Origin of the sequence: Microbacterium xanthum (assembly GCF_034531355.1) — a bacterium.
GTDB lineage: Bacteria > Actinomycetota > Actinomycetes > Actinomycetales > Microbacteriaceae > Microbacterium > Microbacterium xanthum.
In genome coordinates this window covers 879974-905375 of record NZ_JAWHUE010000001.1, presented here as the reverse complement: position 1 = coordinate 905375, position 25402 = coordinate 879974, and the positions used below count along the sequence as shown (strand labels likewise).

The 25402-nt window shown below is 67.8% G+C and carries 23 protein-coding genes; 8 read left to right on the top strand and 15 right to left on the bottom strand.

Annotated features, from left to right (window positions below; all coding sequences use genetic code 11):
- Nucleotides 1-29: 29 nt before the first annotated feature.
- The 4 genes from RZO50_RS04335 to RZO50_RS04320 all read right to left on the bottom strand — a co-directional run bounded on the left by RZO50_RS04335 (nt 30) and on the right by RZO50_RS04320 (nt 4217).
- A complete protein-coding gene (locus RZO50_RS04335) occupies nt 30-662 on the bottom strand; it encodes a TMEM175 family protein (RefSeq protein WP_322598451.1) in 633 nt (210 codons plus the stop codon).
- Nucleotides 663-702: 40 nt separating this feature from the next.
- Nucleotides 703-1104 (bottom strand): DUF779 domain-containing protein, encoded by a 402-nt coding sequence (locus tag RZO50_RS04330; protein WP_322598450.1) that lies wholly within the window; start codon nt 1102-1104, stop codon nt 703-705.
- 140 nt (nt 1105-1244) lie between these two features.
- Nucleotides 1245-2795: an acetaldehyde dehydrogenase ExaC gene (gene exaC / locus RZO50_RS04325; RefSeq protein ID WP_322598449.1), complete on the bottom strand. Its 1551-nt coding sequence runs from the start codon at nt 2793-2795 to the stop codon at nt 1245-1247.
- A gap of 108 nt (nt 2796-2903) precedes the next feature.
- Nucleotides 2904-4217: a GAF domain-containing protein gene (locus RZO50_RS04320; protein ID WP_322598448.1), complete on the bottom strand. Its 1314-nt coding sequence runs from the start codon at nt 4215-4217 to the stop codon at nt 2904-2906.
- 134 nt (nt 4218-4351) lie between these two features.
- Here RZO50_RS04320 and RZO50_RS04315 point away from each other — a divergent pair, with 134 nt between their 5' ends.
- Nucleotides 4352-5395 (top strand): NAD(P)-dependent alcohol dehydrogenase, encoded by a 1044-nt coding sequence (locus RZO50_RS04315; RefSeq protein WP_322598447.1) that lies wholly within the window; start codon nt 4352-4354, stop codon nt 5393-5395.
- Nucleotides 5396-5450: 55 nt separating this feature from the next.
- Here RZO50_RS04315 and RZO50_RS04310 read toward each other — a convergent pair whose 3' ends face one another.
- Both RZO50_RS04310 and RZO50_RS04305 read right to left on the bottom strand, forming a co-directional pair.
- Complete coding sequence (locus RZO50_RS04310) at nt 5451-6878, bottom strand: CCA tRNA nucleotidyltransferase (RefSeq protein ID WP_322598446.1); 1428 nt, start codon at nt 6876-6878, stop codon at nt 5451-5453.
- 35 nt (nt 6879-6913) lie between these two features.
- Nucleotides 6914-8434 (bottom strand): DUF7059 domain-containing protein, encoded by a 1521-nt coding sequence (locus RZO50_RS04305; RefSeq protein ID WP_322598445.1) that lies wholly within the window; start codon nt 8432-8434, stop codon nt 6914-6916.
- 122 nt (nt 8435-8556) lie between these two features.
- Between RZO50_RS04305 and RZO50_RS04300 the strand changes: the two genes are divergently transcribed.
- The 4 genes from RZO50_RS04300 (at nt 8557) to trxA (ending at nt 13900) form a co-directional block, all read left to right on the top strand.
- Nucleotides 8557-10806: a DUF6049 family protein gene (locus RZO50_RS04300; RefSeq protein ID WP_322598444.1), complete on the top strand. Its 2250-nt coding sequence runs from the start codon at nt 8557-8559 to the stop codon at nt 10804-10806.
- Nucleotides 10803-12422, top strand: coding sequence for a murein biosynthesis integral membrane protein MurJ (gene murJ, locus RZO50_RS04295; RefSeq protein WP_322598443.1), 1620 nt, complete (start codon nt 10803-10805; stop codon nt 12420-12422). The genes RZO50_RS04300 and murJ overlap by 4 nt, the downstream gene beginning before the upstream one ends.
- A gap of 87 nt (nt 12423-12509) precedes the next feature.
- Nucleotides 12510-13538 carry a thioredoxin-disulfide reductase gene (trxB, locus tag RZO50_RS04290; protein WP_322598442.1) on the top strand — a complete coding sequence of 343 codons (1029 nt, stop codon included), beginning with the start codon at nt 12510-12512 and terminating at the stop codon, nt 13536-13538.
- Nucleotides 13539-13576: 38 nt separating this feature from the next.
- Nucleotides 13577-13900: a thioredoxin gene (gene trxA / locus RZO50_RS04285; RefSeq protein WP_322598441.1), complete on the top strand. Its 324-nt coding sequence runs from the start codon at nt 13577-13579 to the stop codon at nt 13898-13900.
- Between the two features lie 108 nt (nt 13901-14008).
- Here trxA and RZO50_RS04280 read toward each other — a convergent pair whose 3' ends face one another.
- The 3 genes from RZO50_RS04280 to RZO50_RS04270 form a co-directional block, all read right to left on the bottom strand.
- On the bottom strand, nt 14009-14350 hold the full coding sequence (locus tag RZO50_RS04280; RefSeq protein WP_322598440.1) for a tryptophan synthase subunit alpha: 342 nt from the start codon (nt 14348-14350) through the stop codon (nt 14009-14011).
- A gap of 63 nt (nt 14351-14413) precedes the next feature.
- Nucleotides 14414-15415, bottom strand: a complete 1002-nt coding sequence (locus RZO50_RS04275) for a ParB/RepB/Spo0J family partition protein (RefSeq protein WP_322598439.1) — start codon at nt 15413-15415, stop codon at nt 14414-14416.
- Nucleotides 15415-16353 carry a ParA family protein gene (locus RZO50_RS04270; RefSeq protein ID WP_322598747.1) on the bottom strand — a complete coding sequence of 313 codons (939 nt, stop codon included), beginning with the start codon at nt 16351-16353 and terminating at the stop codon, nt 15415-15417. Before RZO50_RS04270 ends, RZO50_RS04275 begins: the two co-directional genes overlap by 1 nt.
- 944 nt (nt 16354-17297) lie before the next feature.
- Between RZO50_RS04270 and RZO50_RS04265 the strand changes: the two genes are divergently transcribed.
- A complete protein-coding gene (locus RZO50_RS04265; protein WP_322598438.1) occupies nt 17298-17579 on the top strand; it encodes a GIY-YIG nuclease family protein in 282 nt (93 codons plus the stop codon).
- Nucleotides 17580-18825: 1246 nt separating this feature from the next.
- On the opposite strand, the gene rsmG is transcribed toward RZO50_RS04265, so the two are convergent.
- From rsmG to rpmH, 6 genes are read right to left on the bottom strand one after another with little or no spacing between them, the layout of a single operon-like run.
- Nucleotides 18826-19452, bottom strand: coding sequence for a 16S rRNA (guanine(527)-N(7))-methyltransferase RsmG (gene rsmG, locus RZO50_RS04260; protein WP_322598437.1), 627 nt, complete (start codon nt 19450-19452; stop codon nt 18826-18828).
- Nucleotides 19453-19479: 27 nt separating this feature from the next.
- Entirely contained in the window at nt 19480-19995 is a 516-nt protein-coding gene (locus RZO50_RS04255; protein WP_322598436.1) for a Jag family protein, read from the bottom strand.
- Between the two features lie 23 nt (nt 19996-20018).
- Nucleotides 20019-21131 carry a membrane protein insertase YidC gene (yidC, locus tag RZO50_RS04250; protein ID WP_322598435.1) on the bottom strand — a complete coding sequence of 371 codons (1113 nt, stop codon included), beginning with the start codon at nt 21129-21131 and terminating at the stop codon, nt 20019-20021.
- A gap of 8 nt (nt 21132-21139) precedes the next feature.
- Complete coding sequence (yidD, locus tag RZO50_RS04245) at nt 21140-21496, bottom strand: membrane protein insertion efficiency factor YidD (RefSeq protein WP_322598434.1); 357 nt, start codon at nt 21494-21496, stop codon at nt 21140-21142.
- Nucleotides 21493-21828, bottom strand: a complete 336-nt coding sequence (rnpA, locus tag RZO50_RS04240) for a ribonuclease P protein component (RefSeq protein ID WP_322598433.1) — start codon at nt 21826-21828, stop codon at nt 21493-21495. Before rnpA ends, yidD begins: the two co-directional genes overlap by 4 nt.
- Before the next feature lie 7 nt (nt 21829-21835).
- The gene (gene rpmH / locus RZO50_RS04235; protein ID WP_071044216.1) at nt 21836-21973 is read right to left on the bottom strand and encodes a 50S ribosomal protein L34; all 138 of its coding nucleotides are present in this window, start codon (nt 21971-21973) and stop codon (nt 21836-21838) included.
- 300 nt (nt 21974-22273) lie between these two features.
- Between rpmH and dnaA the strand changes: the two genes are divergently transcribed.
- Both dnaA and dnaN read left to right on the top strand, forming a co-directional pair.
- On the top strand, nt 22274-23722 hold the full coding sequence (dnaA, locus tag RZO50_RS04230; protein WP_322598432.1) for a chromosomal replication initiator protein DnaA: 1449 nt from the start codon (nt 22274-22276) through the stop codon (nt 23720-23722).
- A 519-nt stretch (nt 23723-24241) separates the two neighbouring features.
- Nucleotides 24242-25396: a DNA polymerase III subunit beta gene (gene dnaN, locus RZO50_RS04225; RefSeq protein WP_322598431.1), complete on the top strand. Its 1155-nt coding sequence runs from the start codon at nt 24242-24244 to the stop codon at nt 25394-25396.
- Nucleotides 25397-25402 lie beyond the last annotated feature (6 nt).

Genomic DNA, 25402 nt, shown 5'->3' with positions numbered 1-25402 from the left:
AAATCGACGCGGGTTCTCTGACCGATCACTCAGGCGCGGCGGCGGCGCAAGACGCGACCGATGAGCGGACCGAGGACCAGCAGGAACAGGGCGCCGTACCCGATGGCGGGGACGATGATGCTCACCACGAGGGCGACCACGAACAGGGCGGTCACGACCCATCCGTCGACCAGTTCTTCCCGCATCGACACCGCCGGCTGCCGGCGCAGCTCGGGATGCCGTGAGAGATAGAGGCGGGTGAATCCGAGCACAGCCGAGGTCGTCGTCAAGTTGCCGATGTAGACGACGAGCTGCAGGGCCCCCTCGGCGAACGCGGTCGTGATGGCCGTCGCCACCGGCATCCACACGATCGTGAACATCCACAGCACCGTGAGCCACAGGACGGCGCCGTCCACACGCTCGACCGGGGCGAACAGGCGGTGGTGCACGAGCCAGAAGTTCGCGATGAGGACGAAACTGAGCCCGAACGCCAGCAGCGCCGGCCACTCGTCCACGAACCATGCCGCCAGTGACCCGTGCTCGGACCCGGCGTCGCTCACGCTTTCCATGAGCGGCAGGATGAGCAACGTCATCGCGATCGCGACGACCGCGTCGGTGAACGCCTTCAGACGTTCCGCGCTGGGAAGCGCCCGCGTGTCACGGGACGGTGCGGCCTCACCCATGCGCACACGGTAGCGCAGGCGTGTGCGGCATCCGCAAGGGTCACGTGGCCGCCGGCCCCAGGCCGAATGCCTCCAGCTCGGGCGGGGTCAGCATCCGCGACCGGATGATGAACCGCTTGCCCGTGGGCCCCTCGACGCTGAACCCCGCCCCGCGCCCGGGGACCGCGTCGATGGTGATGTGCGTGTACTTCCAGTACTCGAACTGGGCTTCGGAGATGTACACCTCGATGGGGTCGTCCAGGCCCACGTGGAGGGATCCGAGATGGACGTCCGAGGGGCCGGTGAGGAACATCCCGACGGGGTAGCACATGGGGGCGCTGCCGTCGCAGCATCCGCCCGACTGGTGGAACATCAGCGGGCCGTGCGTGCCCGTCAGCTCGCGCAGCAGCCCCGCGGCCTCGTCGGTCACCGCCACCCGGCTGTACGTCGTCGTCTCTGCCATCGCCTTCTCCTGTCCTTCGGGATGTGTGACCGGGGTGGGGTGAGCCCTTACTCAGGCTGGGGAGCCGGATTCGGACACCGAACCGGCCGCCCACCTGCCTTCAGCCTGAGTTAGGGCTCACCCGTCGTGGCGAGGGTGACTCAGAAGAAGCCCATCGCGCCTTCCGCGTACGAGACCAGCAGGTTCTTCGTCTGCTGGTAGTGGTCGAGCATCTTCAGGTGGTTCTCGCGACCGATGCCGGACTGCTTGTACCCGCCGAACGCGGCGTGCGCGGGGTACTGGTGGTACGTGTTCGTCCACACGCGACCGGCCTCGATGGCACGGCCGGCCTTGTAGGCGGTGTCGCCGGATCGGCTCCACACCCCGGCGCCGAGGCCGTAGAGGGTGTCGTTGGCGATCGAGATGGCATCGTCGAAGTCGTCGAACGAGGTCACCGAGACGACCGGTCCGAAGATCTCCTCCTGGAAGATGCGCATGTCGTTCGACCCCTCGAACACGGTCGGGGCGACGTAGTAGCCCTCGCTGAGGTCGCCGCCGAGGTCGACCCGCTCGCCCCCGGTGAGCAGCTTCGCGCCACCGGCCTTGCCGATGTCGATGTAGCTGAGGATCTTCTCGAGCTGGTCGTTCGAGGCCTGCGCGCCGATCATCGTGTCGGGGTCGAGCGGATTGCCCTGCGTGATCTTGCCGACCCGGTCGAGGCTGTCACCGAGGAACCGGTCGTAGATCGACCGCTGGATGAGCCCGCGCGAGGGACACGTGCACACCTCGCCCTGGTTGAGGGCGAACATCGTGAAGCCCTCGAGCGCCTTGTCGTAGTAGGCGTCTTCGGTGCTCTGCGCGACGTCTTCGAAGAACACGTTCGCGGACTTGCCCCCGAGCTCGAGGGTCACGGGGATGAGGTTCTGCGAGGCGTATTGCATGATCAGGCGCCCGGTGGTGGTCTCGCCCGTGAAGGCGACCTTTCGGATGCGCTTGTGCTGCGCGAGCGGGGCCCCGGCTTCGATGCCGAACCCGTTGACGATGTTCACGACACCGGCCGGCAGCAGGTCGCCGATGATGTCGAACAGGAACAGGATGGATGCGGGCGTCTGCTCGGCCGGCTTCAGCACCACACAGTTGCCGGCGGCGAGCGCCGGGGCGAGCTTCCACGTGGCCATGAGGATGGGGAAGTTCCACGGGATGATCTGGCCGACGACACCCAGCGGCTCGTTGAAGTGGTACGCGACGGTGTTCTCGTCGAGCTGGCTGAGCGACCCCTCCTGCGCGCGGAGCACGCCGGCGAAGTAGCGGAAGTGATCGACGGCGAGCGGGATGTCGGCGGCGAGCGTCTCGCGGACCGGCTTGCCGTTCTCCCACGTCTCGGCGACGGCGATCATCTCGAGGTTCTGCTCGATGCGGTCGGCGATCTTGTTGAGCACGACGGCGCGTTCGGCGGGAGTCGTGCGCTTCCACGACTCGAACGCCTTCCACGCGACCTCCACGGCCCGGTCGATGTCTTCGACGGTGCCGCGGCCGACCTCGCAGAACGGTTTTCCGTTGACGGGGGAGATGTTCTCGAAGTACTGGCCCTTCACGGGCTCGACGAACTCTCCACCGATGTAGTGGCCGTAGCGGGAACGGTAATCGGCGAGGGATCCTCGCTGACCGGGGGCGGCGTAGACGCTCGAGACGCCTTCTTCGACGATGGTCATAGTCCTGTCTCCTTCGACTGGCTGCGCGACGGACGCTGTCGCAACGTGTCGTCGACGGTAGGCCGCGCAACGTTGCATTCGGTTGCGACGGCAGCGTCGGGCCGCGCGTCAGGGCGTCAGACGGTCGAGGCGCGCGACGAGACCGGCGCGTTTGGGCGAACGCGCCGGGAGCATCTCGAGGCACATGCGGAGCACCTCGGCGTCCTCGACGCCCTCCTCGGTCTCGGCGTAGGCCAGGAGCACGTCGACCCCGGCGTCTTCGATGAGCGCTTCGCGCAGTGCCGCGCTGACAGAGGCTCGCAGCTGCTCCACTCCCGGAGCCACCGAGTCCGGCAGCACCGTGCCGACGTAGGCGGCGAGCGCGACGCGGTGGGCGCCACGGTCGAGGAGGGAGACGACGTGCTGCGCGTCGGTGTCGAGATCGACCGTGAGCCGGTACGGGCGTGACGCCGGCACGAGCGAGGGCGCCACGGCCTCGAGCACTTTGCGCAGTCGCACCATCTCGGGCCGCAGGGTGTCCGTCGCACCGTCGCCGTACACGAGCTCGCCCAGTGCGCCGGCGGACAGGCCCGCGCGATGGGTGGCGAGCATGAGGAGGATCTCGGCATGGCGCGCGCTCAGTTCCACCGACGCGGTGGGGTCGGCCGGGTCTCCGGTCTCCAGCACCGCCCGGTCGCGGCCGAGCACGCGGAGCATGGCGCGGACGGGGGTGCGCCGCGTCCGACGCGGGGCCGGTGTCTCGGTCCGCTGCCGCAGCCGCGCCACGAGCAGTTCGCTCTCGATCGCGCGCGCGGTCGCATCCACGAGCAGCTGCGCCTGCGGGGTGACGGCCTCGACGCCGCCGGTCACATCGATCACGCCCAGCAGTCGCCGCGTCTCGGGATCATGCAAAGGCGCCGCCGTGCACGACCACGGTTGCACCAGGCGGTTGTAGTGCTCCGCCCCGTGGATCTGCACCGAGCGGTCCAGCCGCAGCGCCGTGCCGGGGGCGGCGGTGCCCACGGCATCCTCCGACCAGTTCGCCCCCTCCACGAAGCCCATGTCGCCGGTGCGATGACGGATGTCGTGATCGCCCTCGACCCAGAGCAGGCGACCCGACGCGTCGCCGACGGCGACGACGACCCCCGAGGCAGCCGCCTCGCCCGGAAGCAGCAGCCCGCGAACCATGTCCATCACGGTCGCCAGCGGGTGCGCGCGACGGTATTCCTCGAGCTCTTCGGGGGAGAGGTCCATCGGAGGGAGGCCTTCGGCACCGACGAGGGAGGCCAGCGAGCGTTCCCAGGAATCGCGCACCAGCGGTCGCACGTCGGCGAGGCGGGTGTCGCCGGGGTTGCCGGCCACGAGCTCCTCGTGGGCACGTTCGATGAGCAGGCGGGACGTCTCGGGTGAGACCCCGCGCTGGCGCGACCACGCAGAGGACATCCGGCTCCGATCGGCGATGGAGGAGCGTACCGCCAGTGTAGGTCGCGGGTCGAGCCGGGTCACCCCCCTCGCATGATCCCGCCGGCGATGACACGGTGAGACAGACCCTCAACCCCGAGAAATGAGGAGGATCCATGAAAGCCGTCCAGTACCGCGAGATCGGTAAAGGCCCCGAGGTCGTCGAGATCGACACCCCCGAACCCGGGCCGGGCCAGATCCGGTTGAAAGTCACCGCTGCCGGCCTGTGCCACTCCGACTGGTTCCTGATGGACCTGCCCGAGGACCAGTACGCCTATCCGCTGCCCCTCACCCTCGGCCACGAGGGCGTCGGGGTCGTGGACATGCTCGGCGACGGCGTCGAGGGAGTCGAACTGGGCGGGTCGTACGCCATCTACGGTCCGTGGGGGTGCGGCCAGTGCCACGCGTGTTCGCAGGGCGCCGAGAACTACTGCCCGCACGCCGCGGAGATGGGCATCGCCCCTCCTGGCCTCGGCGCGCCCGGCGCCATGGCCGAGTACGTCATCGTCGACGACAAGCGTCACCTGATTCCGCTGGGCGATCTCGATCCGGTCGAGACCGTCTCGCTCACCGACGCCGGTCTCACGCCGTATCACGCCATCACCGCCGCCGAGCACAAGCTGCGCCCGGGATCGTTCGCCGTCGTCATTGGCGTCGGCGGGCTCGGTCACGTGGGCGTTCAGATCATCCGCGCGATCAGCGGGGCCAACGTCATCGCCCTCGACGTCAGCGAGGAGAAGCTGGAGCTGGCCACCGAGGTCGGCGCGCACCACACCGTGATCTCCGACGAGAACGCCGCCGAGCGCATCCGCGAGATCACCGGGGGCCTCGGCGCCGATGCGGTGTTCGACTTCGTCGGTGCGCAGCCGACGCTGGACCTCTCGCGCAGCGTCGTCGCCGTCGACGGGTACATCCACATCGTCGGCATCGGCGGCGGCACCCTCGCGACCGGCTTCTTCTCGACGCCGTTCGGCGCCGCGGTGCGCGCGCCGTACTGGGGCACACGCGCCGAGCTGCGCGAGGTGCTCGACCTGGCCCGCAGCGGGTCGGTCGGCGTGCACGTCGAGCGCTACGGCATCGACGACGCCGTCGACGCGTACGCCAAGCTGCACGAGGGCACCGTGCGCGGCCGCGCCGTGGTCGTGCCGAACGACGCCTGACCCGGGTCTCCGGCGATCGGCCCGCGCTCTCGCTCGAGGGTGCGGGCCGATGTCGTCAGGAGCGGGCGGCCCACCAGGCGCGCAGGCGCTCCTCCGCGGCTTCGGGCCCGATGAGGCCCTCGTCGAGCCGGATGTCGAGCAGGAAGCGGTACGCCTCACCCACCTCGCGGCCGGGTCTGATGCCCAGGACCTCCTGGATGCGGTTGCCGTCGAGCTCGGGACGCATCGCGTCGAGCTCCTCCTGCTCGGCAAGCGCTGCGATCCGGCGCTCGATGTCGTCGTACGCCGTCGCGAGCCGGTTCGCCTTCCGCCGGTTGCGGGTGGTCACATCGGCCCGGGTGAGGATGTGCAGCCGCTCGAGCTCCGCATCCGCGTCGCGCACGTAGCGCCGCACGGCGGCGTCCGTCCACGCCCCCTCGGCGTAGCCGAAGAACCGCAGGTGCAGTTCGATCAGACGGCACACCGTCTTGGTGGTGTCGGAGTCGAAGCGGAGCGCGTTGAGGCGCTTCTTCGCCATGCGCGCGCCCTTGATGTCGTGGTGGTGGAAGGTCACCGCGCCACCGGGCTCGAGGCGCCGCGTGGCGGGCTTGCCGATGTCGTGCAGGAGGGCCGCCAGGCGCAGCGGCACATCCGGGGCAGCCCCCGGGTGACGCGCCTTCTCGAGGTCGATCGTCTGCCGGACGACCGTGAGCGAATGCTCGTAGACGTCCTTGTGGTGGTGATGCTCGTCGACCTCGAGTCGCAGTGCCGGAACCTCCGGAAGGAACTCCGCCATCAAGCCGGTGTCGACCAGCAGTCTGATGCCGCGGACCGGGTCGTCGGTGCCGAGCAGGCGCACCATCTCACCCTGCACCCGCTCCGGGCTGACGATGCGCAACGTCTCGCGCAGCTCGGACATCGCCTCTGCGGTGCCCGGATCGACCTCGAACTCCAGCTGCGAGGCGAAGCGGGCGGCCCGCAGCATGCGCAGCGGGTCGTCCCCGAAGCTCACGTGCGGGTCGATGGGGGTGCGCAGGCGCCCGGCGAGCAGGTCTTCGACGCCGCCGGTCGGGTCGACGAGCGTGCGCTGAGGCACCCGCATCGCCATCGCGTTGACCGTGAAATCCCGCCGCACCAGGTCGCCGTCCAGGCTGTCGCCGAAAGCGACGACGGGCTTGCGGGTGGTCCCGTCGTAGCTGTCGGCGCGGTACGTGGTCACCTCGACCTGTTCGCCGCGGACTCGTGCGCCGATCGTGCCGAACTCCCGTCCGACATCCCACTGCGCGGTGCTGATCGGCGTGATGATCCGCAGGATCTCGTCGGGATGCGCGTCGGTGGTGAAGTCGAGGTCGTGCACGGGGCGGTCCAGCAGCGCATCGCGGACGGGCCCGCCGACGATCGCCAGTTCGCGCCCCGCGGCGGCGAAGGCGTCGGCGAGCGTGGCGACGATCGGAGACTCGGCGAGCGCGCCGAGGCGCGCGACACCCTCGGCCATGTTCAGCATGGACTCGAGCCTACCGATGCGATTCGCGACCTCCGTCAGTCCACGACGGCGAGGAACCCGGTGACGATCAGTTCTCGGACCCGGGGGAGGAGATCCTCCTGGAGGCTCGCGGCGTCGACCTCGAGCAGCTGGGCGATGGCGCCGATCAGCACGCCGACGGCCAGGTCGCCGTCGCACGCGCCCACGAGAGCCGCAAGTCCGGGATCCACCGACAGGGCCCGGCCGTAGCCCCCGCCCTGGCGCAGTTCGATGACCATCGGATCTTCGGCGCCGGGCATATGGTGGCGGGCTTCGGTGACATCCGGTGCGGTGCGCAGCACGCACGCGGCAAGGTCGGCGTCGCCGAGACCGGCGATGCGGTCATGGGCCTCCAGAGCCCCGGCGATGTGCCCGCCGATCGCCCGCGCTCCGAGCGCCGTGCCCACCCGCTCGTATCGGGAGAGGGTCGGCCGGCCCACCGCGCGGCGCAGGAGCACCGACCCGAAGCCGACCGCCGTCACCCCGCGCGCGTCGAAGTCGTCCAGCCACGCATCCAGCAGCCGGGCGAAGCGGTCGCCGGTGGGCACCGTGCCGCCGTCGCGAATCCACAGTTCGGCGTAGGCGAGCGGGTCGAGCTGTTCGCGTTCGACGACCCACGCATCCAGCGGCACCGGCGAGGCGGCCACCCAGTCGCGTACCCGCTCGAGCCCGTCCACGCCGTCACGGGTCTCCCAGTTGCCGAGGAACTGCGCCACCCCGCCGGGTTCGAGCACCTCGCCGACGCCGGTCACGACCGCCTCGACCAGGGCGTCGCCGACGAGACCGCCATCGCGGTACTCGTAGGCGGGAACGCCGGCCGCACGAGGGGTGATCACAAACGGCGGATTCGACACGACCCGGTCGAATCTCTCGCCCGCGACCGGGTCGAAAAGGTTGCCGACCCGGGTCTCGATGCCCTCGACACCGTTCAACAGCGCGTTCAGCCGGGTGAAGCGCACCGCGCCTTCGGAGATGTCGGTGGCCACAACGGTGTCGGCGAAACGGCGTGCCCGAAGGGCTTGGATGCCGCATCCGGTGCCGAGGTCGAGCACGCGCGCCGCGGGTGTCGGCACCTGCAGGGCAGCAAGTGTCCGTGAGGCCCCGCCGACACCCAGCACGTGGTCTTCGGGGAGCGTGCCGCCCCTCGCCATCTCGTCGAGGTCGCTCGCGATCCACCACTCGCCCTCGCCGGTGTCGTCGGCGAAGGACTGCGGTCGCAGCACCGCGGCGGGGTGCACGGTCTCGCCGTGCGCGGTGGCCAGTCCGAGACGTTCGAGTCCCTCGACGCCGCACCGCGGAAGAGCCGCCGCGACGTCCGCTGTCGGCTGGTGCGCCCCCAGGGCGAACAGGCGGCCCAGCACCGCGAGCGGGTCGGTGCGGTCGCCGAGCGCACGCAGAGCGGGGGCGCGCAGCTCCCGCCCGGTCGCGTCGTCCGCGCTCTCGCCCCACGCCGCACGGAGGTTCTCGGACGTGAATCCGACGCCGCGCAGGTCGTCGGCGAGAGCGGCGCACGTGGCGGGATCGGGTTCAGGCAGCATCCCTTCATTCAACCCCGTCACGCCCACCGCCGGGCAGATGCGCGGCACGGCTCCCAGGGGACTGCAGGAGCGAACCGTAGAATCGCACCGATCGTGCGGGCGTGACCGCGCGGGAGCTCCCCATGACCGACACCGTTTCCTCTTCGCGCGCCACGCGCACGCCCCGCCGCCGCGCCGCGCGCGCCGGGACAGCCGACGCGACCCTCGACGCCGCGGGTCGCAGGGCGGCGGGCCTCGGTCTCGTGGCCGTGACCGCTGCTGCCCTGTGCGGATCCGTCCTGTTGGCGCCGACCCCCGCGTCGGCGGCACCGGTCGAACCCGAACCGGAGGTGTCCGACGCCCCCGCATTGAGCGGGGACGTCTCGTACGTGATGGCGCCCGCCGGCAACGGGATCCTCGATGACGGTGACGCGCTCACGGTGTCGTTCGTCGTCGACAACGGCACCCTCGAAGCCCTCGCCGCGGTCGACGTCTCCCTCGGCCTGGCCGACGACGCTCTCTCGAGCCGCAGCTCGCTCACCTCGTGGCTCGACGGAGAGTCCGCTGCGCGCACCGAGGAGATCGGCACAACCTCGTTCGGAGCCACCCTTTCCGGTGCCGAGCAGACCGGCAGGCTCACGATCGATGCCGACGACGAGGCCCTCGCCGACCGCCAGCCCGGCGTGTACCCGCTGGCGGCCACCTTCACCGTCGGCGACGACGAGGTGGAGGTGCGCAGCGCCGTCACGGTCCCCGACGACGAAGGGGCGACCCCGCTGACGGTCATCGTGCCGATCACCGCACCCGCCATCGACACCGCCGTGCTCAGCGCCGCGCAGCTGGAGGAGCTCACCGTCGAGGGCGGCTCCCTCGCGTCGCAGCTGGATGCGGTGGCGGGCACGCCCGTCGTCCTGGCGATCGACCCGGCGATCCTCGCTTCGATCCGGCTGCTCGGATCGTCCGCGCCACCGTCGGCTCGGGAGTGGCTCGACGATCTCCAAGCCCTGCCGAACGCGCGCTTCGCCCTGCAGTACGGCGATGCCGACGTCACCGCGCAGGTCGAGGCCGGCTTCGACGACCTGCTCGAGCCGGGGTCGCTGACCGCGCTCATGCGCGATGAGGACTTCCCCGTCCCCGCCGAGCGGCCAGAGCCCGACGCGACCGACACGCCCTCGCCCACTCCGTCGCCGTCCGTCTCCGACACCGGGGAAGCCGACGCGACAGACGACGACCTGCCGTCGCTCGAGGAGCTGCTCGATGTGGATGCGGCCTACCCCGAGATCCTGTGGCCCGCGACAGGCACGGGCGGCGCATCCGTCGCCGACGCCCTCGCCGGCGGAGGCGACGGCACCCCTCCCCTCCTCCTCACCGCGTCGGACCTCGTCTCGGGAGGGGGTGCGACCGCATCCGCCCGGGCGTCGGCCACCGACACGCAGGTGCTGGTGTACGACAGCGACATCTCCCGCGAACTGCACGCCGCCTCCGTGCAGGACGACACCACGCTGCGAGCCGAACCGCTCGCCGCCGCCAGCGCCTACCTGCACGTCGCCGCCGACGACGCCGGCGACGATCCGCTGCTGGTCACGGTCGACCGCGCCGCCGACGCTCGGTCGCGCCTGGCGCTCCGCGCGGCGATCCTCGCCGCCACCCAGGCCCCCTCGACCGCGGCGTCGACCATCGCCGGGCTGATCGCCACCACGCCGGCTCCGGTCCAGCTGCTCGGCGGCCTCCCCGACGAGGAACGGGCATATGCCGCATCAGACATGCATGCGGACGAGGTCGGCCTGGCGCAGTTCGCCACCGTGCTCGACGAACCCTCGCTCCTCACCGGACCGAACCGCAACGAGATCCTGCAGGTGCTCGGCAACGCGTGGCGGGGCGAGGACACGTGGCCCGCGGTCGTCGCCGAACAGCGCATGGGGACGACGCGCACGATCGACTCGGTGGGGTTGCTGCCGCCGAGCACCATCCAGCTGCTCGGTTCGACCTCCACCCTCCCGGTGTGGGTCAGGAACGACCTGCCCTACCCGGTGAACCTCACCCTCTCGGCCCGGCCCGACGACCTGCGCCTCGATGTCGAGGACACGGTCACCGTCGTCGCGAGCCCCGCATCCAATACCCGCATCGAGGTCCCCGTCGAGGCGCGGATCGGCAACGGTGAGGTCGATGTCGCCCTCGAACTGCGCAGCCCCGTCGGTGTGCAGATCGGCTCCGCGGAGCGCGTGGAAGTCTATGTGCGCGCGGAATGGGAGGGGATCGGCATCACGGCCCTCGCGATTCTGGTCGGCGGTCTGCTCATCGTCGGTCTGGTCCGCACGATCCGCCACCGGCGACGCGGCGGTCCCGACGCCTCCGCCGCCGCGTCCGACACCGCCCCGGAGGCGGATCGATGAGCGGTATCGGCCGCGCCAGCGTCCTGATCGGCGCCGGCACCGTCGTCTCGCGACTCACCGGGCTGCTTCGCACCGTCGTTCTCGTCGCCGCCGTCGGATCCGTCCCGAGCGCGGCCGCCGACGCCTTCGCCGTCGCCAATCAGCTGCCGAACAACATCTACGCGATCATCTCGGCCGGTCTGCTCAGCGCCGTCGTCGTGCCGCAGATCGTGAAGGCCGCGGCGCACGCCGACGGCGGGAGCGCGTTCGTCTCGAAGCTGTTCACGCTCGGCACGGTCGGTCTCTTGGTGACAACGGCGGCGGCCACGGCCGCGGCCCCCTGGCTGGTGCAGCTGTACGCACCGGAGTATTCACCGGAGCAGACGGCGCTCGCCACCGCCTTCGCCTACTGGTGCCTGCCACAGGTGTTCTTCTACGGCCTGTATGCGCTGGTGGGTGAGACGCTCAACGCCCGACGGGTCTACGGCCCGTTCACCTGGGCCCCGATCGTCAACAACGTCGTCTCGATCGTCGGCTTCCTGGCCTTCATCGCCCTGTTCAGCGGGCCGGTCACCGACGTGGCCGGGTGGACACCCGACATGATCGCCCTGCTGGCCGGAACAGCGACGACCGGGATCGTCGTGCAAGCGGCTCTCCTGCTGGTCTTCTGGCGTTCGGCGAAACTGCGCGTGCGACCCGATTTCCGCTGGAAGGGCGTGGGGCTCGGTCAGATCGGCCGCCTCGCCGGGTGGACCTTCCTGATGATGCTCGCCGGCCAGCTGGCCGGTCTCGTGCAGACCCGCGTGCTCTCCGAGGCATCCAACGACGGTCCGTCGGTGTTCGCGTTCCAGAACGCGTGGCTGCTGTTCATGCTCCCGTACTCCATCATCGTGTTGTCGATCGGAACGCCGTATTACACCCGGCTGAGCGAGCACGCCACAGCAGGGCGCGACGGCGAGGTGCGCGACGACATCGTCAGCAGCATCCGCACCCTCGGCCTGTTCGTCGTGCTGGCGACTGCGGCGCTGGCCGTCGCGGCGGTCCCCGCGAGCCGCATCTTCACCAATGACGCCGCCGGGGCCCTGCAAGCGGCCCCCGTGCTCCTCGCGTTCCTCGTGTGTCTCGTGCCGCTCTCGGTGCTCTTCGTCATCCAGCGCACGTTCTACGCCTACGACGACACCCGAACCCCGTTCTTGTTCACCGTCGCACAGGTCGTCCTGGTGATCGCCGGCGCACTCGTATCGGCCGCCCTCGTCGACGCCGAGGTGATCCGGCTGCCGCAGCTGGCCGCATCCGTCGCCCTCACCCAGTCCCTCGCCTCAGTGGTGCAAGTCATCCTCGCGACATGGCTGCTCCAGCGCCGACTGGGAGGCCTCCGGGTGGGGGAGTGGATGCTGTCCCTCGCCCGTTTCGTGCTGGCCGCGATCCCTGCCGGTGCCGCCGGCTGGGGCATCTACCTGCTCCTCGGAGGAGAGGCCGGGTGGACCACATCCAATCCGCTTCTCGCTGCGATCGGCACCGGGATCATCGGCCTCGGGGTGTCGGTCGTGTACGTCGCGATGCTCGCGGTCCTGCGCGCACCCGAACTGCAGACCGCCATGGGTCTGGTGCGACGTTTCCTGCCCGGCGGCCGCTGAGGGACCCCGCACCTGCCGTTCACCTTCGGGGAATTCCGTGCCGTTACCATGTGTTGTCACTGCCGGCACCACAACGAAGGAGGCGCAGTGCGTCAGGTCATCATCATCGGCTCGGGTCCCGCGGGTTACACGGCGGCGATCTACGCCGCGCGGGCGAACCTCGAGCCCCTCGTCGTCGCCAGCTCGGTCGAAGCCGGTGGCGAACTCATGAACACCACCGAGGTGGAGAATTTCCCCGGGTTCCCCGAAGGCATCATGGGCCCCGACCTCATGGCGAAGATGCAGGAGCAGGCGGAGAAGTTCGGGGCTGAAGTCCTGTACGACGACGTCGTCGAGCTCGACATCACGGGGCGCACCAAGAAGGTCACTCTCGGCAGCGGAAAGTCGTACGAAGCCGACTCGATCGTCTTCGCCACCGGTTCGGCGCCGCGCAAGATCGGCATCGAAGGCGAGCAGCGCCTCTCCGGCCGCGGGGTCTCGTACTGCGCGACCTGCGACGGCTTCTTCTTCCGCGAGCGCGAGATCGCCGTCGTCGGCGGTGGTGACTCCGCCATCGAAGAGGCGACGTTCCTGACCAAGTTCGCGTCGAAGGTCTACGTGATCCACCGCCGCGACGAGTTGCGCGCATCCAAGATCATGCAGGAGCGTGCCTTCAACAACGACAAGATCGAGTTCGTCTGGAACAGCCAGGTCGTCGACGTCCTCGGCGACGATGCGGTCTCGGGCGTCGTGCTCGAAGACACCGTCGACGGCAGCCGTCGCGAGCTCGCCCTGCAGGGACTGTTCGTCGCGATCGGGCACAACCCGCGTACGCACCTCGTCCACGGCACGCTCGACCTCACCGAGGCCGGCACGGTGTGGGTCGACGGTCGCTCCTCGCGCACCTCGGTTCCGGGCGTCTTCGCCGCCGGCGATGTCATCGACCCGACCTACCGCCAGGCCGTCACCGCGGCCGGCAGCGGGACGATCGCCGCATTGGATGTCGAGCACTACCTCGCTGCACTCGGTGAGGCAGGCGCACCCGACGCCGACGCGGACCCCATCGAGGACCGTCCCGGCGCGGACGATGAGGCTCCCCTCGAGGCCGCGGAACAATCCCCCGCTGTCGCACGTTGACCTGATAGACGCAAGAAAACCCCTGAAGGAGAGTGGAAATGACCGCCAAGGCGACCACGTCGGCGACCTTTGAGCAGGACGTCCTGCAGGCCGACGGCCCCGTGCTCGTGGACTTCTGGGCAGAGTGGTGCGGCCCGTGTCGCATGGTCTCGCCCGTCCTCGACGAGATCCAGTCGGAGAACGCCGACAAGATCACCGTCCTCAAGCTCAACGTCGACGAGAACCCGGACCTCGCGATGAAGTATCAGATCACGTCGATCCCGGCGATGAAGGTCTTCCACGGTGGCGAGGTGAAGTCCACCATCATCGGTGCGAAGCCGAAGTTCGCCCTCGAGCAGGACCTCGCCGAGTTCCTCAAGTAACGACGTCGTCCTCGGACGCTGAAAACCCCGTCGCCCCTTCGGGACGGCGGGGTTTTCGTCTGCGCGCGGCTCGACGCAAGCAGCTCTTGTGGGGCCGGAAGGCAGCGCTCAGGAAGCGTCGGCGTGAGCGGATGCGTCCCACCGACGGTGTTTCTCCTCGCCCAAGAGCCGCCACACCGCCTTCGTCAGGGGCGGGTAATCCAGCGCGATCTGGCGAAGCACTCGATAGTGCCGAGCTTGAGAGGGCCGCACGCCACCGTTGGCGGCGATGTTCTCCGCACGGAGGGTCAGAACGACCAGTTCATCGACCGTGGGGAGGTCTTCCATGAAGTCCCACGGGTCTTCACCGCCGTGGAGTCGTTCGTCGACGAGGACGGACAGTTCGTCCGCCGCCTCCGCGCGCAGCAGCTCCAGACTGGCTCGGCGCGGGGTGTTCTCGTCGTGCGTCACCTATCCAGGGTACGCCGCGAGACCGACATCGGCACGATCGCGTCGGGGGTGTGGAGAAGGCGATCAGGGAGTGGTGCCGAAGCCGTCCTCACCGAGGTCCTGGAGGATGCGATTGAGGTCCTGGATGCTGGCGAAATCGATGTTGATCTGCCCTTTTCGCATGCCGAGGCTGACCTTCACTCGCGTGTTGAGGCGATCTCCGAGACGCTCAGCGACCTCGTCGAGATACGCCTTGCGTGCTCCGGCCTGCGGTTTCGTTCCGGTACCCGACGATGGCCCTGTGGACTTGGCTGCGGCTTCTGCCGCGCGCACCGAGAGGTCCTCGTTGACGATCTTGTCGGAGAGCTTCTGCATCGACTCGGGGGTGTCCAACGAAAGGATGGCGCGGGCGTGTCCGGCGCTGAGGACGCCGGCGGCGACTCGTTGCTGCACGGGGACGGGGAGTTTCAGCAGACGGATGGTGTTGCTGATCTGCGGGCGCGAGCGGCCGATGCGTGTGGCGAGCTCTTCCTGCGTGATGCCGAAGTCGTCGAGCAGCTGCTGGTAGGCGGAGGCCTCTTCCAGCGGGTTCAGTTCGGAACGGTGGAGGTTCTCGAGGAGAGCATCCCGGAGGAGATGCTCATCCGCCGTGTCGCGGATGATCGCGGGCATCGAGGTCAGGCCCGCGGCCCGAGCCGCGCGGGTGCGCCGCTCGCCCATGATGAGTTCGTACTGGCCTTCACCGGTGTCGCGAACGACGACGGGCTGGAGCACGCCGAACTCCCGAACGCTGTGGATGAGCTCTTCGAGATCTTCCTGGTCGAAGTGCGTGCGTGGCTGTCGTGGGTTGGGAACGATCGTGTGCGGGTCGACGTGCGCCAAGCGCGCGCCAGGAACGGCGACCAGATCCGCCACGTCTCCTGCCGGCGAGTCGCCATCTGACACATCGGACGGCGCGGACGCCCCGCCATCGACGTCGTCGGCGACCGACTTGGGGAAGAAGACGTCCGAGGGGCGATCCTCCACAGCCTCATTCGTGGGGATGAGTGCCCCGATACCTCTTCCGAGTCCCGTGCGCTTCGGCATCAGGATGTCCCTTCGATCGTTACCGAACTTTCTTTGTCGCGCCCGATGATCTCGACCGCCGCTTCGCGGTAGGCGATGGCGCCGGCCGACTGACCATCGTAAGCGATGACGGTCTGCCCGAAGCTCGGCGCCTCCGAGACGCGCACCGACCGCGGGATCATGGTGCGCAACACCTCCTGCGGGAAGTGCTCGCGCACCTCCTCCGCCACCTGTTGCGCGAGTCGGGTGCGCCCGTCGTACATCGTGAGCATGATCGTCGACAGGTGCAAGCCCGTGTTGAGGTGCTTCTGGATCATGCGCACGGTGCCGAGAAGCTGGCTGAGACCCTCGAGCGCGTAGTACTCGCACTGGATCGGAATGAGCAGCTCGTGCGCAGCGGTGAACGCGTTGATCGTCAGCAGACCGAGCGAGGGCGGGCAGTCGATGATGACGAAGTCCAGCCGCTCGGTCAACTCGGACAGATACGTGTCGAGGGCCGTCTTGAGACGGTGCTCGCGAGCCACTTGCGACACAAGCTCGATCTCGGCGCCGGCCAGGTGGATGGTGCTGGGCGCACAGAACAAGTTGGGGGACTCAGGGCTGGTCTGCACGATGTCCGCGATCGGAAAGTCGTCGATCAGCACGTCATAGACGCTCGGCGTCTCTGAGTCGTGTGGCACGCCGAGAGCCGTGGAGGCGTTCCCCTGCGGATCCAGGTCGATCACGAGAACCCGCGCCCCCATGGATGCGAGCGCGGCGGCAAGGTTCACGGTGCTTGTGGTCTTGCCGACCCCACCCTTTTGGTTCGAGACGGTGATGACGCGTGTCCTCCCACTCAGGGAGATATCCACGCTTTCCAGCGTGCGGCGCCGAGCAGACAGGTCCGCGATCTCCCGGGCGAGCGGTGTGTCGTCGAACGAGAACGGGGATTCCGCGGCCGATTCTTCGGGCTGTTTCACGTGAAACGCTCTCTCTTTTGCGTCCGTTCGAGCATCACTCCACTCTAACCCGCACCCCCGACTTCGCTGAGCAAACCCCCTCCGTGAACCCCGACCCCCCCCGCCGACCGAGTAGCGAAAAGCCCCCATCCCGCCGATCGAGTAGCGCACAAACCCCCCATCCCGCCGATCGAGTAGCGCACAGAGTGCGCGTACCGAGATCCCCCGCCGCCCCGCCGATCGCGCACCGCCCAACCCCGCGCCCGCCGATCGAGTAGCGCGCGAAGCGCGCGTACCGAGATTCTCCGGGTCTCGATACACCGGCTCCGCCGCCTACTCGACCACCGGACGAGCACCACCGTTTCACGTGAAACAAACCCCGTCCTCCCACCGCACCGACACCCGGCCCCGACAATTGCGTATCCCACACCCCCGCCCCGCCGACCGAGTAGCGCACGAAGTGCGCGTACCGAGATCCCCCGCCGCCCCGCCGATCGAGTAGCGCGCGAAGCGCGCGTGCCGAGATCCCCCAGGTCTCGATACACCGGCTGCGCCGCCTACTCCACCACCGGACATGCATCACCGTTTCACGTGAAACAAACCCCGTCCTCCCACCCCACCGACACCCAGCCCCGACAATCGCGTACCCCACACCCCCGCCCCGCCGACCGAGTAGCGCACGAAGTGCGCGTACCGAGATCCCCCAGGTCTCGATACACCGGCTGCGCCGCCTACTCGACCACCGCCCTCGCCGCCCCGCCGATCGAGTAGCACACGAAGTGCGCGTACCGAGATCAGCGATTCTCGATCCCCACTGCGTGACGATCCGCCGCCGACTCAGGCGGTGGTCCTCGACAAGGAAATACCCCACGTCCACTCCTCCCCAAGGCCGGGGCCGGCCACCACCGCTCCCAAAACCAGGTCACCGCACCTCCCAACCCGGCTCGGACAGGAACCCTCGAGGCATGCCATACATGTACATCCTCGAGTGCTCCGACCGCTCGTTCTATGTTGGGAGCACGCGAGACCTCGACTATCGCATTGCGCAGCACAACTACGGCGAGGGATCGGAGTACACCTTCACCCGACGACCGGTGCGCTTGGCCTACTTCGCGGAATACGAACGGATGGATGACGCCTTTCAACGTGAAAAGCAGGTCCAGGGCTGGAGTCGCGCGAAGCGGATCGCCCTTATTGCCGGTGACGTCGATGCACTCCCGGCCCTGAGCAAGAAGCCGCGCAGATGACGTAGGCACTCTCCGCGAAGGTCGATCACACGAAGAACGGCAGGGATGAGCGTCGTGATGAGGGCACTTCACCTGGAGCCTCGTCAGGCAGCGATCGTGACATCGATACGCGACCGCTCGCAGGGAAAGAACGTTGCCCGCGCGGCAGGACACTGCTCCACGTGAAACAGTGGTTTCGAGGCACGGGAGACGATAGCCCAGTGCACCTCCGGCTCGTAAATCTCTGTACGCGCGCTACTCGATCGGCGGGGGAGGATGCTAGTGCGCCACTCGATCGGCTGGGGAGGCGGCGGTCGAGTAGACGGCGAAGCCGGCGTATCGAGACCTGAAGGATCCCGGTACGCGCTCTATGTGCGGTCCTCGATCGGCGGGGGAGACGGTGGTCGAGTAGACGGCGAAGCCGGCGTATCGAGACCTGAAGGAGCCCGTTGCGCGCACGCCGTGCGATCCTCGATCGGCGGGGACACGGGTGGGACGCACGCTCGAGTGGTCGCTGTTTCACGTGAAACGGTGTGGTCCTGGACCATGGGCGACGGTATACCCGATCGCCTTGGGCTCGTGGATCTCGGTACGCGCGCTTCGCGCGCTACTCGATCGGCGGGGGAGGCGGCGGTCGAGTAGACGGCGAAGCCGGCGTATCGAGACCTGAAGGAGCCCGGTACGTGCACGCCGTGCGATCCTCGGTCGGCGGGGGACACGCGTGGGACGCACGCCTCGAGAGGTCGCTGTTTCACGTGAAACGGTGTGGTCCTGGACCATGGGCGACGGTATACCCGATCGCCTTGGGCTCGTGGATCTCGGTACGCGCGCTTCGCGCGCTACTCGATCGGCGGGGGAGGCGGCGGTCGAGTAGACGGCGAAGCCGGCGTATCGAGACCTGAAGGAGCCCGGTACGTGCACTATGTGCGGTCCTCGGTCGGCGGGGGACACGCGTGGGACGCACGCCTCGAGAGGTCGCTGTTTCACGTGAAACGGTGGGGTCCTGGACCATGGGCGACGGTGTACCCGATCGACTGGGTTCGTGGATCTCGGTACGCGCGCTTCGCGCGCTACTCGATCGCCGGGGGTGCCTTTGCGCGCGCTACTCGATCGGCGGGGGGATGGCGGTCGAGTAGACGGCAGAGCCGGCGTATCGAGACCTGAAGGATCTCGGTGCGCGCTCTGCGCGCTACTCGATCGGCGGGGGTGCCTTTGTGCGCTACTCGATCGGCGGGGGTGCCTTTGTGCGCTACTCGACCGCGGGGTGTCAACGGGAGACTGTTGCGCGGAGAACTCGCGTGGGCTCCGAGATGACGCCCTCTCCGACCATCTCCACGCGGACGTCCGTCAGCTTGAACCTACGGATCTGCTTCTCCGCGGCGGCAATCTCGTTGCTCGCGTTGGCGCCCTTGAGCAAGATCAACTCACCACCGTCGCGCACCAGGGGAGCGGTCAGCGGGATCAGCGTGCGCAGCGCACTGACGGCGCGCGCAGTGACCTGATCGAGGACCGGTCCCTCGGTCCACTCCTCGGCTCGCGCGCGCACGATCTCGACGTTGTCCAGTTCGAGCGCAGCCACCTGCTCGCTCAGCCAGATGCACCGACGCTCCATAGGCTCGATCAACACCCAGTGCACGTCGGGCCGCGCGATCGCGAGCACGATTCCCGGCAGTCCCGCACCCGAACCGACGTCGCCGACACGTCCTGAGAACAAGGGTGCCGCCACGACGCTGTTCAGGACGTGCCGCGTCCACAGTCGGGGGAGTTCAAGCGGACCGATCAGTCCGCGCTCCTCCCCGTGGGAGGCCAACGCCTGAGCAAACTGCCGGGCGAGTTCGATCCGATCGCCGAAGAGACTGGCTGCTGCCGCAGGTTCCTGCTCGAGTTCCGTCATGAGCGTTTCACGTGAAACGTCGGTGACTCAGCGACGGCGGATCACCGTGTGGCGATCCGCCCCTTCGCCGTACGACTCCGACACCAACCCTCGCTCGGCGACGATGTCATGAACCAGCTTCCGCTCGTAGCTCGACATCGCCGGAAGGGACGCCTGCGAGGCGCCGTCATCAAGCCGTTCGATCGCGCGATCCACGAGCTGACCGAGCTGGGTCTGACGGGCATCCCTCGATCCGCCGATGTCCAAGATCAGTCGTGAGAATCGTCCCGTCTTGTTCTGGACCGCAATCCGCGTCAGCTCCTGGAGCGCCTGCACGGTATCCGGCGCGGAGATCACGCGGACCGAGTCGTCGTCTTCAGCCTCCACCGATACATACGCGCGGCCTGCGCGAACGTCCAGACCCAAGTCGCCGTCGATATCGGCGATGTCGAGGAGTTCCTCGATGAAGTCCGCCGCGACGTCGCCCTCCTGCTCGAGCTGCTCGACGGTCGCGGGGGTGCGGTCGGGCGCGGACGTCGTCACGGTCTCAGAATTGCTGCTCATCATTCCTCAGTCGTCTATCCGGGTCAGGACTTGGCGTTGCCAGACGGCCCGTTGCCGCCGCCCTGTCCAGGTTGCTTCTGTGCCAGCTTCTTGGCCCGCTGCTTGCTGACCGGCTGCTGGCGCTTGGGCTGGGCCGCCTTAGCACGCTCGGCTTCTTCCACCAGTCGCTGCTGCTCGGCCTCGTACTTCTCCATCGACACGACCTTGCCGGACGAGTCGATCGCCTTGCCCTTGCGCGCCAGGCGCTCCTCGCGAGCCTTCGCCGCGTCTGAACCGGGCGTGGGCATCTCTCGGATGACCAGGAACTGCTGGCCCATCGTCCACAGGTTCGACACGAACCAGTAGATGACGACACCCAGCGGGAAGAAGACACCCGAGAAGACGAACGCGAAGGGGAGGACGTACAGCATGATCTTCTGCATCTGGTACGCCTGGCCCGTCTTGGCCTCGGGCGACAGGTTCTTCGAGATGATCTGAAGCTGTGTGAAGAACTGCGAAGCGATCATCAGAACGACGAGCGTCACCAGCGTCAGGATCGCCGTGCCGTTGCCGGCGTTGATGGCGTCGATCAGAGTCTCGTGAAGAGACACCGTGCCGAACAGGTTCGCGTCGTAGAACTCCTGCGTCAGCTCCGTGTTCAGCAGCCCCACACCGCTGAAGTTCGGGTCGTCTCCGATCTTCTGCACATCGTTCAGAACGCTGAAGAGCGCGAAGAACACCGGCATCTGCACCAGAAGGGGCAGGCAGCTCGAGACGGGCGTGGTGCCGTGCTTCTTGTACAGCGCCATCGTCTCGCGGCTCATCGCCTCGCGCGAGAGCTGATCACGCTTGCCCTTGTACTTCTCCTGGACTTTCCGCAGTTCAGGGGCAATTTCCATCATCTTGCGCTGGCTCTTGATCTGCCGTACGAACAGCGGGATCATCGCCGATCGCACGACGATCACCAGTCCGACGATGGACAGCACCCAGGTGAATCCGTCGGCCGCCGGCATGCCCAATGCGGTGAACAGCGCGTGCCAGCCGACCAGCACGAGCTCGACCAGCCATTTCAGGGGCCACAGGATGGTTCCGATCAGATCGAAACCACCACCGCCCGACGTCTCTGTCGCCGAAGTCGCGAAGCTGAGAAGATCCATGCGCGGGATCAGTCCTTTCCGGTGGGGCCAGGAACGACGAAACCCCGGGGGGTGATGTCGTGACGGAAGTTCTCGCGAAGCGGCACGTCATCGACGCCGCCCTTCGCCCAAGGGTGGCACCGCGCCAATCGCGCGGCGGTCATCGCACTGCCGACCACGGCGCCGTACTGCTGCACGGCCGCGACGGAATAAGCGGTGCACGAGGGGTAGTACTTGCACACGTCACCGTAGGTGTGCGAGATGGTCGCACGGTAGCCGTGCAGCAACGCCAAGGCGGCGTTCCGGGGGAGAAGCGGTAGCGCACGCAGCGAGTCGGATGCGGCCAGATGACCGTCGCCGAGAGCGTACGCAGGGAGGACGCTCATGCCGCCCGCTTCGCCAAGCATCGGGTGACCTCGTCGCGCAGCTGCGCGAAGTCCGCGGTCGCCGACCCGGGCAGGGCGCGGATGACGACATCGGCGCCGGGACGGACATCGGTCAGCGCCGCCGCGCATACAGCCTTCAGCCGTCGCCGCACGGTGTTGCGGACGACGGCTGAACCGACTTGCTTGCTCACGATGAATCCGAAACGGGCCGCGCGATCGTCGCCGGACTGCGTCACATACGTGATCGAGTTCGCTCCGGCGCACCGGTTACCCCGGCGGACGACGGCCTTGTATTCCGCTCCGCGGGTCAGTCGGTTCTGCCTCGCGAGCACCGTGTGATCAGGCCGAGAGGGCGTCGCGGCCCTTGGCGCGACGTGCAGAGAGGATGGCGCGGCCGGCGCGGGTGCGCATGCGGGCGCGGAAGCCGTGCTTCTTGGCGCGACGACGGTTGTTGGGCTGGAAAGTGCGCTTGCTCATGAGATCTCTTCCGGATGGGGTGTCCTCGGGACGCTCTTCCGGGGACGGGGTACAGGACTGCCACGAGGGCATAAGTCAACTGAGTAAGGATACGTCGACAGCGTGCAGGACTCAAACCTGCGCGCGCGAAGGCGACATTATCCACAAAGCCTGGGAACCGGCTGGTCAGGACACGCGGCCCGGAACTACAGTGGAGTTTGCTCGCAGCCCTGCCGCTGACTAGCGTGGCACGGTCAGTTATCCACAGGTTGCGCGGGTGTCGTCTCGCGGGCGCGGAACATCACTTTCCTCGGGAGATCCATGTCGCAGCACGAGATTCCAGACGTCCCCATCTGGGGTCGTGTTCTGGAGGCACTCGCCGTCGACGATCGCGTCACCCCGCAGCTGCACGGTTTCTTGAACCTCGCGGTGCCACAGGGTGTCATGGGGGGAACGCTGTACCTCGACGTCCCCAACGACCTCACCGCGGCGCAGCTCAACAAGCGTCTTCGGGCGCCGATCATGGAAGCACTCGCGCACGTCGAGCAGGATCCGGCATACGACCCGCCGGCAGCGACCTTCCGCGTCGTGGTCAACCCCGAGATCGTCGACGCACATCTCACGGCGCCCGTCCCCATCCAAGAACTCAACCTCCCCACCCCGGCGATGACGCCCGTGCCGACCGCACGCCAGGTGTTCGAGGAGCCCGCCCCGGCCCCCAGCGGTGGCACATCGCGCGACGACACCCGCCTGAACCCGAAGTACACGTTCGACAACTTCGTCATCGGCCAGTCCAACCGCTTCGCGCATGCCGCCGCGGTTGCCGTGGCCGAGGCGCCGGCGAAGGCCTACAACCCGTTGTTCATCTACGGCGACTCGGGCCTCGGCAAGACCCACCTCCTCCACGCCATCGGCGACTACGCCATGAGTCTGTACTCCGGCATCCGGGTCCGGTACGTCTCGAGTGAGGAGTTCACCAACGACTTCATCAACTCGATCGCGAACAACCGCGGATCTGCGTTCCAGGCGCGGTACCGCGACGTGGACATCCTGTTGATCGACGACATCCAGTTCCTCCAGGGTCGCGCCGAGACGCAGGAAGCCTTTTTCCACACCTTCAACACGCTGCATGATCACGACAAGCAGGTCGTCATCACCAGCGACGTCCCCCCGAAACACCTCACCGGGTTCGAGGATCGCATGCGTTCCCGCTTCGAATGGGGACTCATCACCGACGTTCAGGCGCCCGACCTAGAGACCCGCATCGCGATCCTCCGCAAGAAGGCCCAGAGCGAGCGCCTCCACATTCCCGACGAGGTGTTGGAGTACATCGCCACGGTGGTCTCCTCGAACATCCGCGAACTCGAGGGTGCGCTGATCCGCGTCTCGGCGTTCGCGAGCCTGAACCGGTCGACTCTGGATATGTCGCTGGCACAGACCGTTCTGCGCGACATCGTCGATCAGGACGACGCGAACGTCATTTCGCCGACGGACATCATCCAAGCGACGGCGCAGTACTTCAAGCTGACGGTCGACGACCTGTACGGCTCCAGTCGCTCGCAAGCCGTCGCGATCGCTCGTCAGATCGCGATGTACCTCTGCCGCGAGCGAACCAATCTGTCGTTGCCGAAGATCGGTCAGCTCTTCGGCAACCGCGACCACACCACGGTCATGTACGCGTACAAGAAGATCAGCGATCTCATGAAGGAGCGTCGCTCGATCTACAACCAGGTGACCGAGATCACCGCTCAGCTCGGCCGCACGCGCTGACGCACCGTCGCGAGACCCTTGAGGGAGGGTCTCGCTGTCATACCCGCGCTCATCAGGGGCACCGCGGCGATCGACGACGCGCCCGCGCATCTTCGCACTTGACAGCCAACGCATAGACAGGCCATCATGCGCGTTCTTCACAGTGTGGAAAACCTGTGGATAACTGGGGATGCAGCGACTCGACATGTGAACGAAACGGCATCCGCCTGTGGAAGACGAGATGAACGTGTCATCGCTTCGCCGAGCCGGACCCGCATGATTCCGCACCGATTCCACATCTCACACGTGTGTAGTTCCCTACGGCGGACTGGCCTCCACCGAGTTATCCACAGTTTCCACAGTTGTTAACAAGATGAAGAACAAGAACTTAAGCAGAGATCGATTCGATGACCTTGCACAGGGGAAAGACATTCCGACCCGACGCCGGCGGCGGATGTCGGCCGACGCCAGTCGGGCACTAGCATGGGCCGGGCAGGGCAGTAGCATGAGTAACCCCATGCCGAAGTCGAGGGAGCGTACGTGAGATTCCAGGTCAATCGCGATGTCTTCAGCGAAGCCGTCTCATTCGTCGTCAAGCTCCTCCCACAGCGGAACCCGCAGCCGATTCTCGCGGGCGTGCTCATCGAGGCGGGCGAGAACGGTTTGTCGCTGTCGGCATTCGACTACGAGGCATCGGCACGAACGACCATCGATGCCACGGTCGACGAGCCGGGCACGATCCTCGTACACGGGCGCCTGCTGTCGGACATCGCCAGCCGCCTGCCGAACGCGCCGATCCAGATCACGGTCGACCCGGACGACGGCGTAGTCCTCACGTGCGGATCGGCACGATTCACGCTCGCGTCGATGCCGGTCGAGGAGTACCCCGCCATCCCCGAGGTCTCGGGACAGTCCGGACTCGTTCCCGGTGAAGATTTCGCGACCGCGATCGCCCAGGTCGCTTTCGCCGCCTCGCGCGACGACGTCACTCCGGTGCTGACGGGCGTCCAGCTCGAAGTCACGGGGAATCGCCTCAGCCTCGTCGCCACCGACCGTTACCGAGTCGCTCTGCGGGAGATCCCCTGGGACGGCGGGTCGACCGCCTCCGAAGAGCCGACGACGGCTCTGGTTCCCGCGCGCACCCTCACGGAAGTCGGGAAGACTTTCGCGCACTCCGGCGACATCTCGATCGCGTTCTCCGGCAGCGGCGACCGCGAGATCATCGCGTTCACCGCGGGCAACAAGACCGTCACGTCGCTGTTGATCAAGGGCAACTTCCCGCCCGTGCGTCGGCTGTTCCCGGAACAGAACGAGCACCACGCGGTCGTCAACACCGCTGAACTGGCCGAAGCGGTCCGCCGTGTCGCGCTCGTGCTCGACCGCTCCGCGCCGCTCCGCTTCACCTTCACCCCCGAGAGCGTGTCGATGGATGCCTCCGGAACCGAGCAGGCCCGCGCGAGCGAGTCGGTCGACGCAACCCTCTCGGGCGGTGACGACGTGACGCTGGGTCTGAACCCGCAGTACCTGCTCGAGTCGCTGGGAGCGGTCCGCAGCGAGTTCGCGCGCGTGACCTTCACCTCCAGCGAGAACGCCAACAAGCTCAGCCCGGTGTTGGTCACCCCGCAGACCTCCGTCGACAAGGGTGGCGAGGATTCGTTCAAGTACCTGCTGCAGCCGAACCTGCTGCTTCGCTGATCCGCA

What these genes read in the sequence shown, in the direction of transcription:
- dnaA (WP_322598432.1), top strand. Translation starts at nt 22,274, where the DNA reads ATGTCGCAGCACGAGATTCCAGACGTCCCCATCTGGGGTCGTGTTCTG.
- RZO50_RS04265 (WP_322598438.1), top strand. Translation starts at nt 17,298, where the DNA reads ATGCCATACATGTACATCCTCGAGTGCTCCGACCGCTCGTTCTATGTT.
- RZO50_RS04315 (WP_322598447.1), top strand. Translation starts at nt 4,352, where the DNA reads ATGAAAGCCGTCCAGTACCGCGAGATCGGTAAAGGCCCCGAGGTCGTC.
- RZO50_RS04310 (WP_322598446.1), bottom strand. Translation starts at nt 6,878, where the DNA reads ATGCTGAACATGGCCGAGGGTGTCGCGCGCCTCGGCGCGCTCGCCGAG.
- trxA (WP_322598441.1), top strand. Translation starts at nt 13,577, where the DNA reads ATGACCGCCAAGGCGACCACGTCGGCGACCTTTGAGCAGGACGTCCTG.
- exaC (WP_322598449.1), bottom strand. Translation starts at nt 2,795, where the DNA reads ATGACCATCGTCGAAGAAGGCGTCTCGAGCGTCTACGCCGCCCCCGGT.
- RZO50_RS04275 (WP_322598439.1), bottom strand. Translation starts at nt 15,415, where the DNA reads ATGCCGAAGCGCACGGGACTCGGAAGAGGTATCGGGGCACTCATCCCC.
- rpmH (WP_071044216.1), bottom strand. Translation starts at nt 21,973, where the DNA reads ATGAGCAAGCGCACTTTCCAGCCCAACAACCGTCGTCGCGCCAAGAAG.
- yidD (WP_322598434.1), bottom strand. Translation starts at nt 21,496, where the DNA reads ATGAGCGTCCTCCCTGCGTACGCTCTCGGCGACGGTCATCTGGCCGCA.
- RZO50_RS04300 (WP_322598444.1), top strand. Translation starts at nt 8,557, where the DNA reads ATGACCGACACCGTTTCCTCTTCGCGCGCCACGCGCACGCCCCGCCGC.
- murJ (WP_322598443.1), top strand. Translation starts at nt 10,803, where the DNA reads ATGAGCGGTATCGGCCGCGCCAGCGTCCTGATCGGCGCCGGCACCGTC.
- rsmG (WP_322598437.1), bottom strand. Translation starts at nt 19,452, where the DNA reads ATGACGGAACTCGAGCAGGAACCTGCGGCAGCAGCCAGTCTCTTCGGC.
- RZO50_RS04335 (WP_322598451.1), bottom strand. Translation starts at nt 662, where the DNA reads ATGGGTGAGGCCGCACCGTCCCGTGACACGCGGGCGCTTCCCAGCGCG.
- RZO50_RS04255 (WP_322598436.1), bottom strand. Translation starts at nt 19,995, where the DNA reads ATGAGCAGCAATTCTGAGACCGTGACGACGTCCGCGCCCGACCGCACC.
- RZO50_RS04320 (WP_322598448.1), bottom strand. Translation starts at nt 4,217, where the DNA reads ATGTCCTCTGCGTGGTCGCGCCAGCGCGGGGTCTCACCCGAGACGTCC.
- RZO50_RS04305 (WP_322598445.1), bottom strand. Translation starts at nt 8,434, where the DNA reads ATGCTGCCTGAACCCGATCCCGCCACGTGCGCCGCTCTCGCCGACGAC.
- RZO50_RS04330 (WP_322598450.1), bottom strand. Translation starts at nt 1,104, where the DNA reads ATGGCAGAGACGACGACGTACAGCCGGGTGGCGGTGACCGACGAGGCC.
- yidC (WP_322598435.1), bottom strand. Translation starts at nt 21,131, where the DNA reads ATGGATCTTCTCAGCTTCGCGACTTCGGCGACAGAGACGTCGGGCGGT.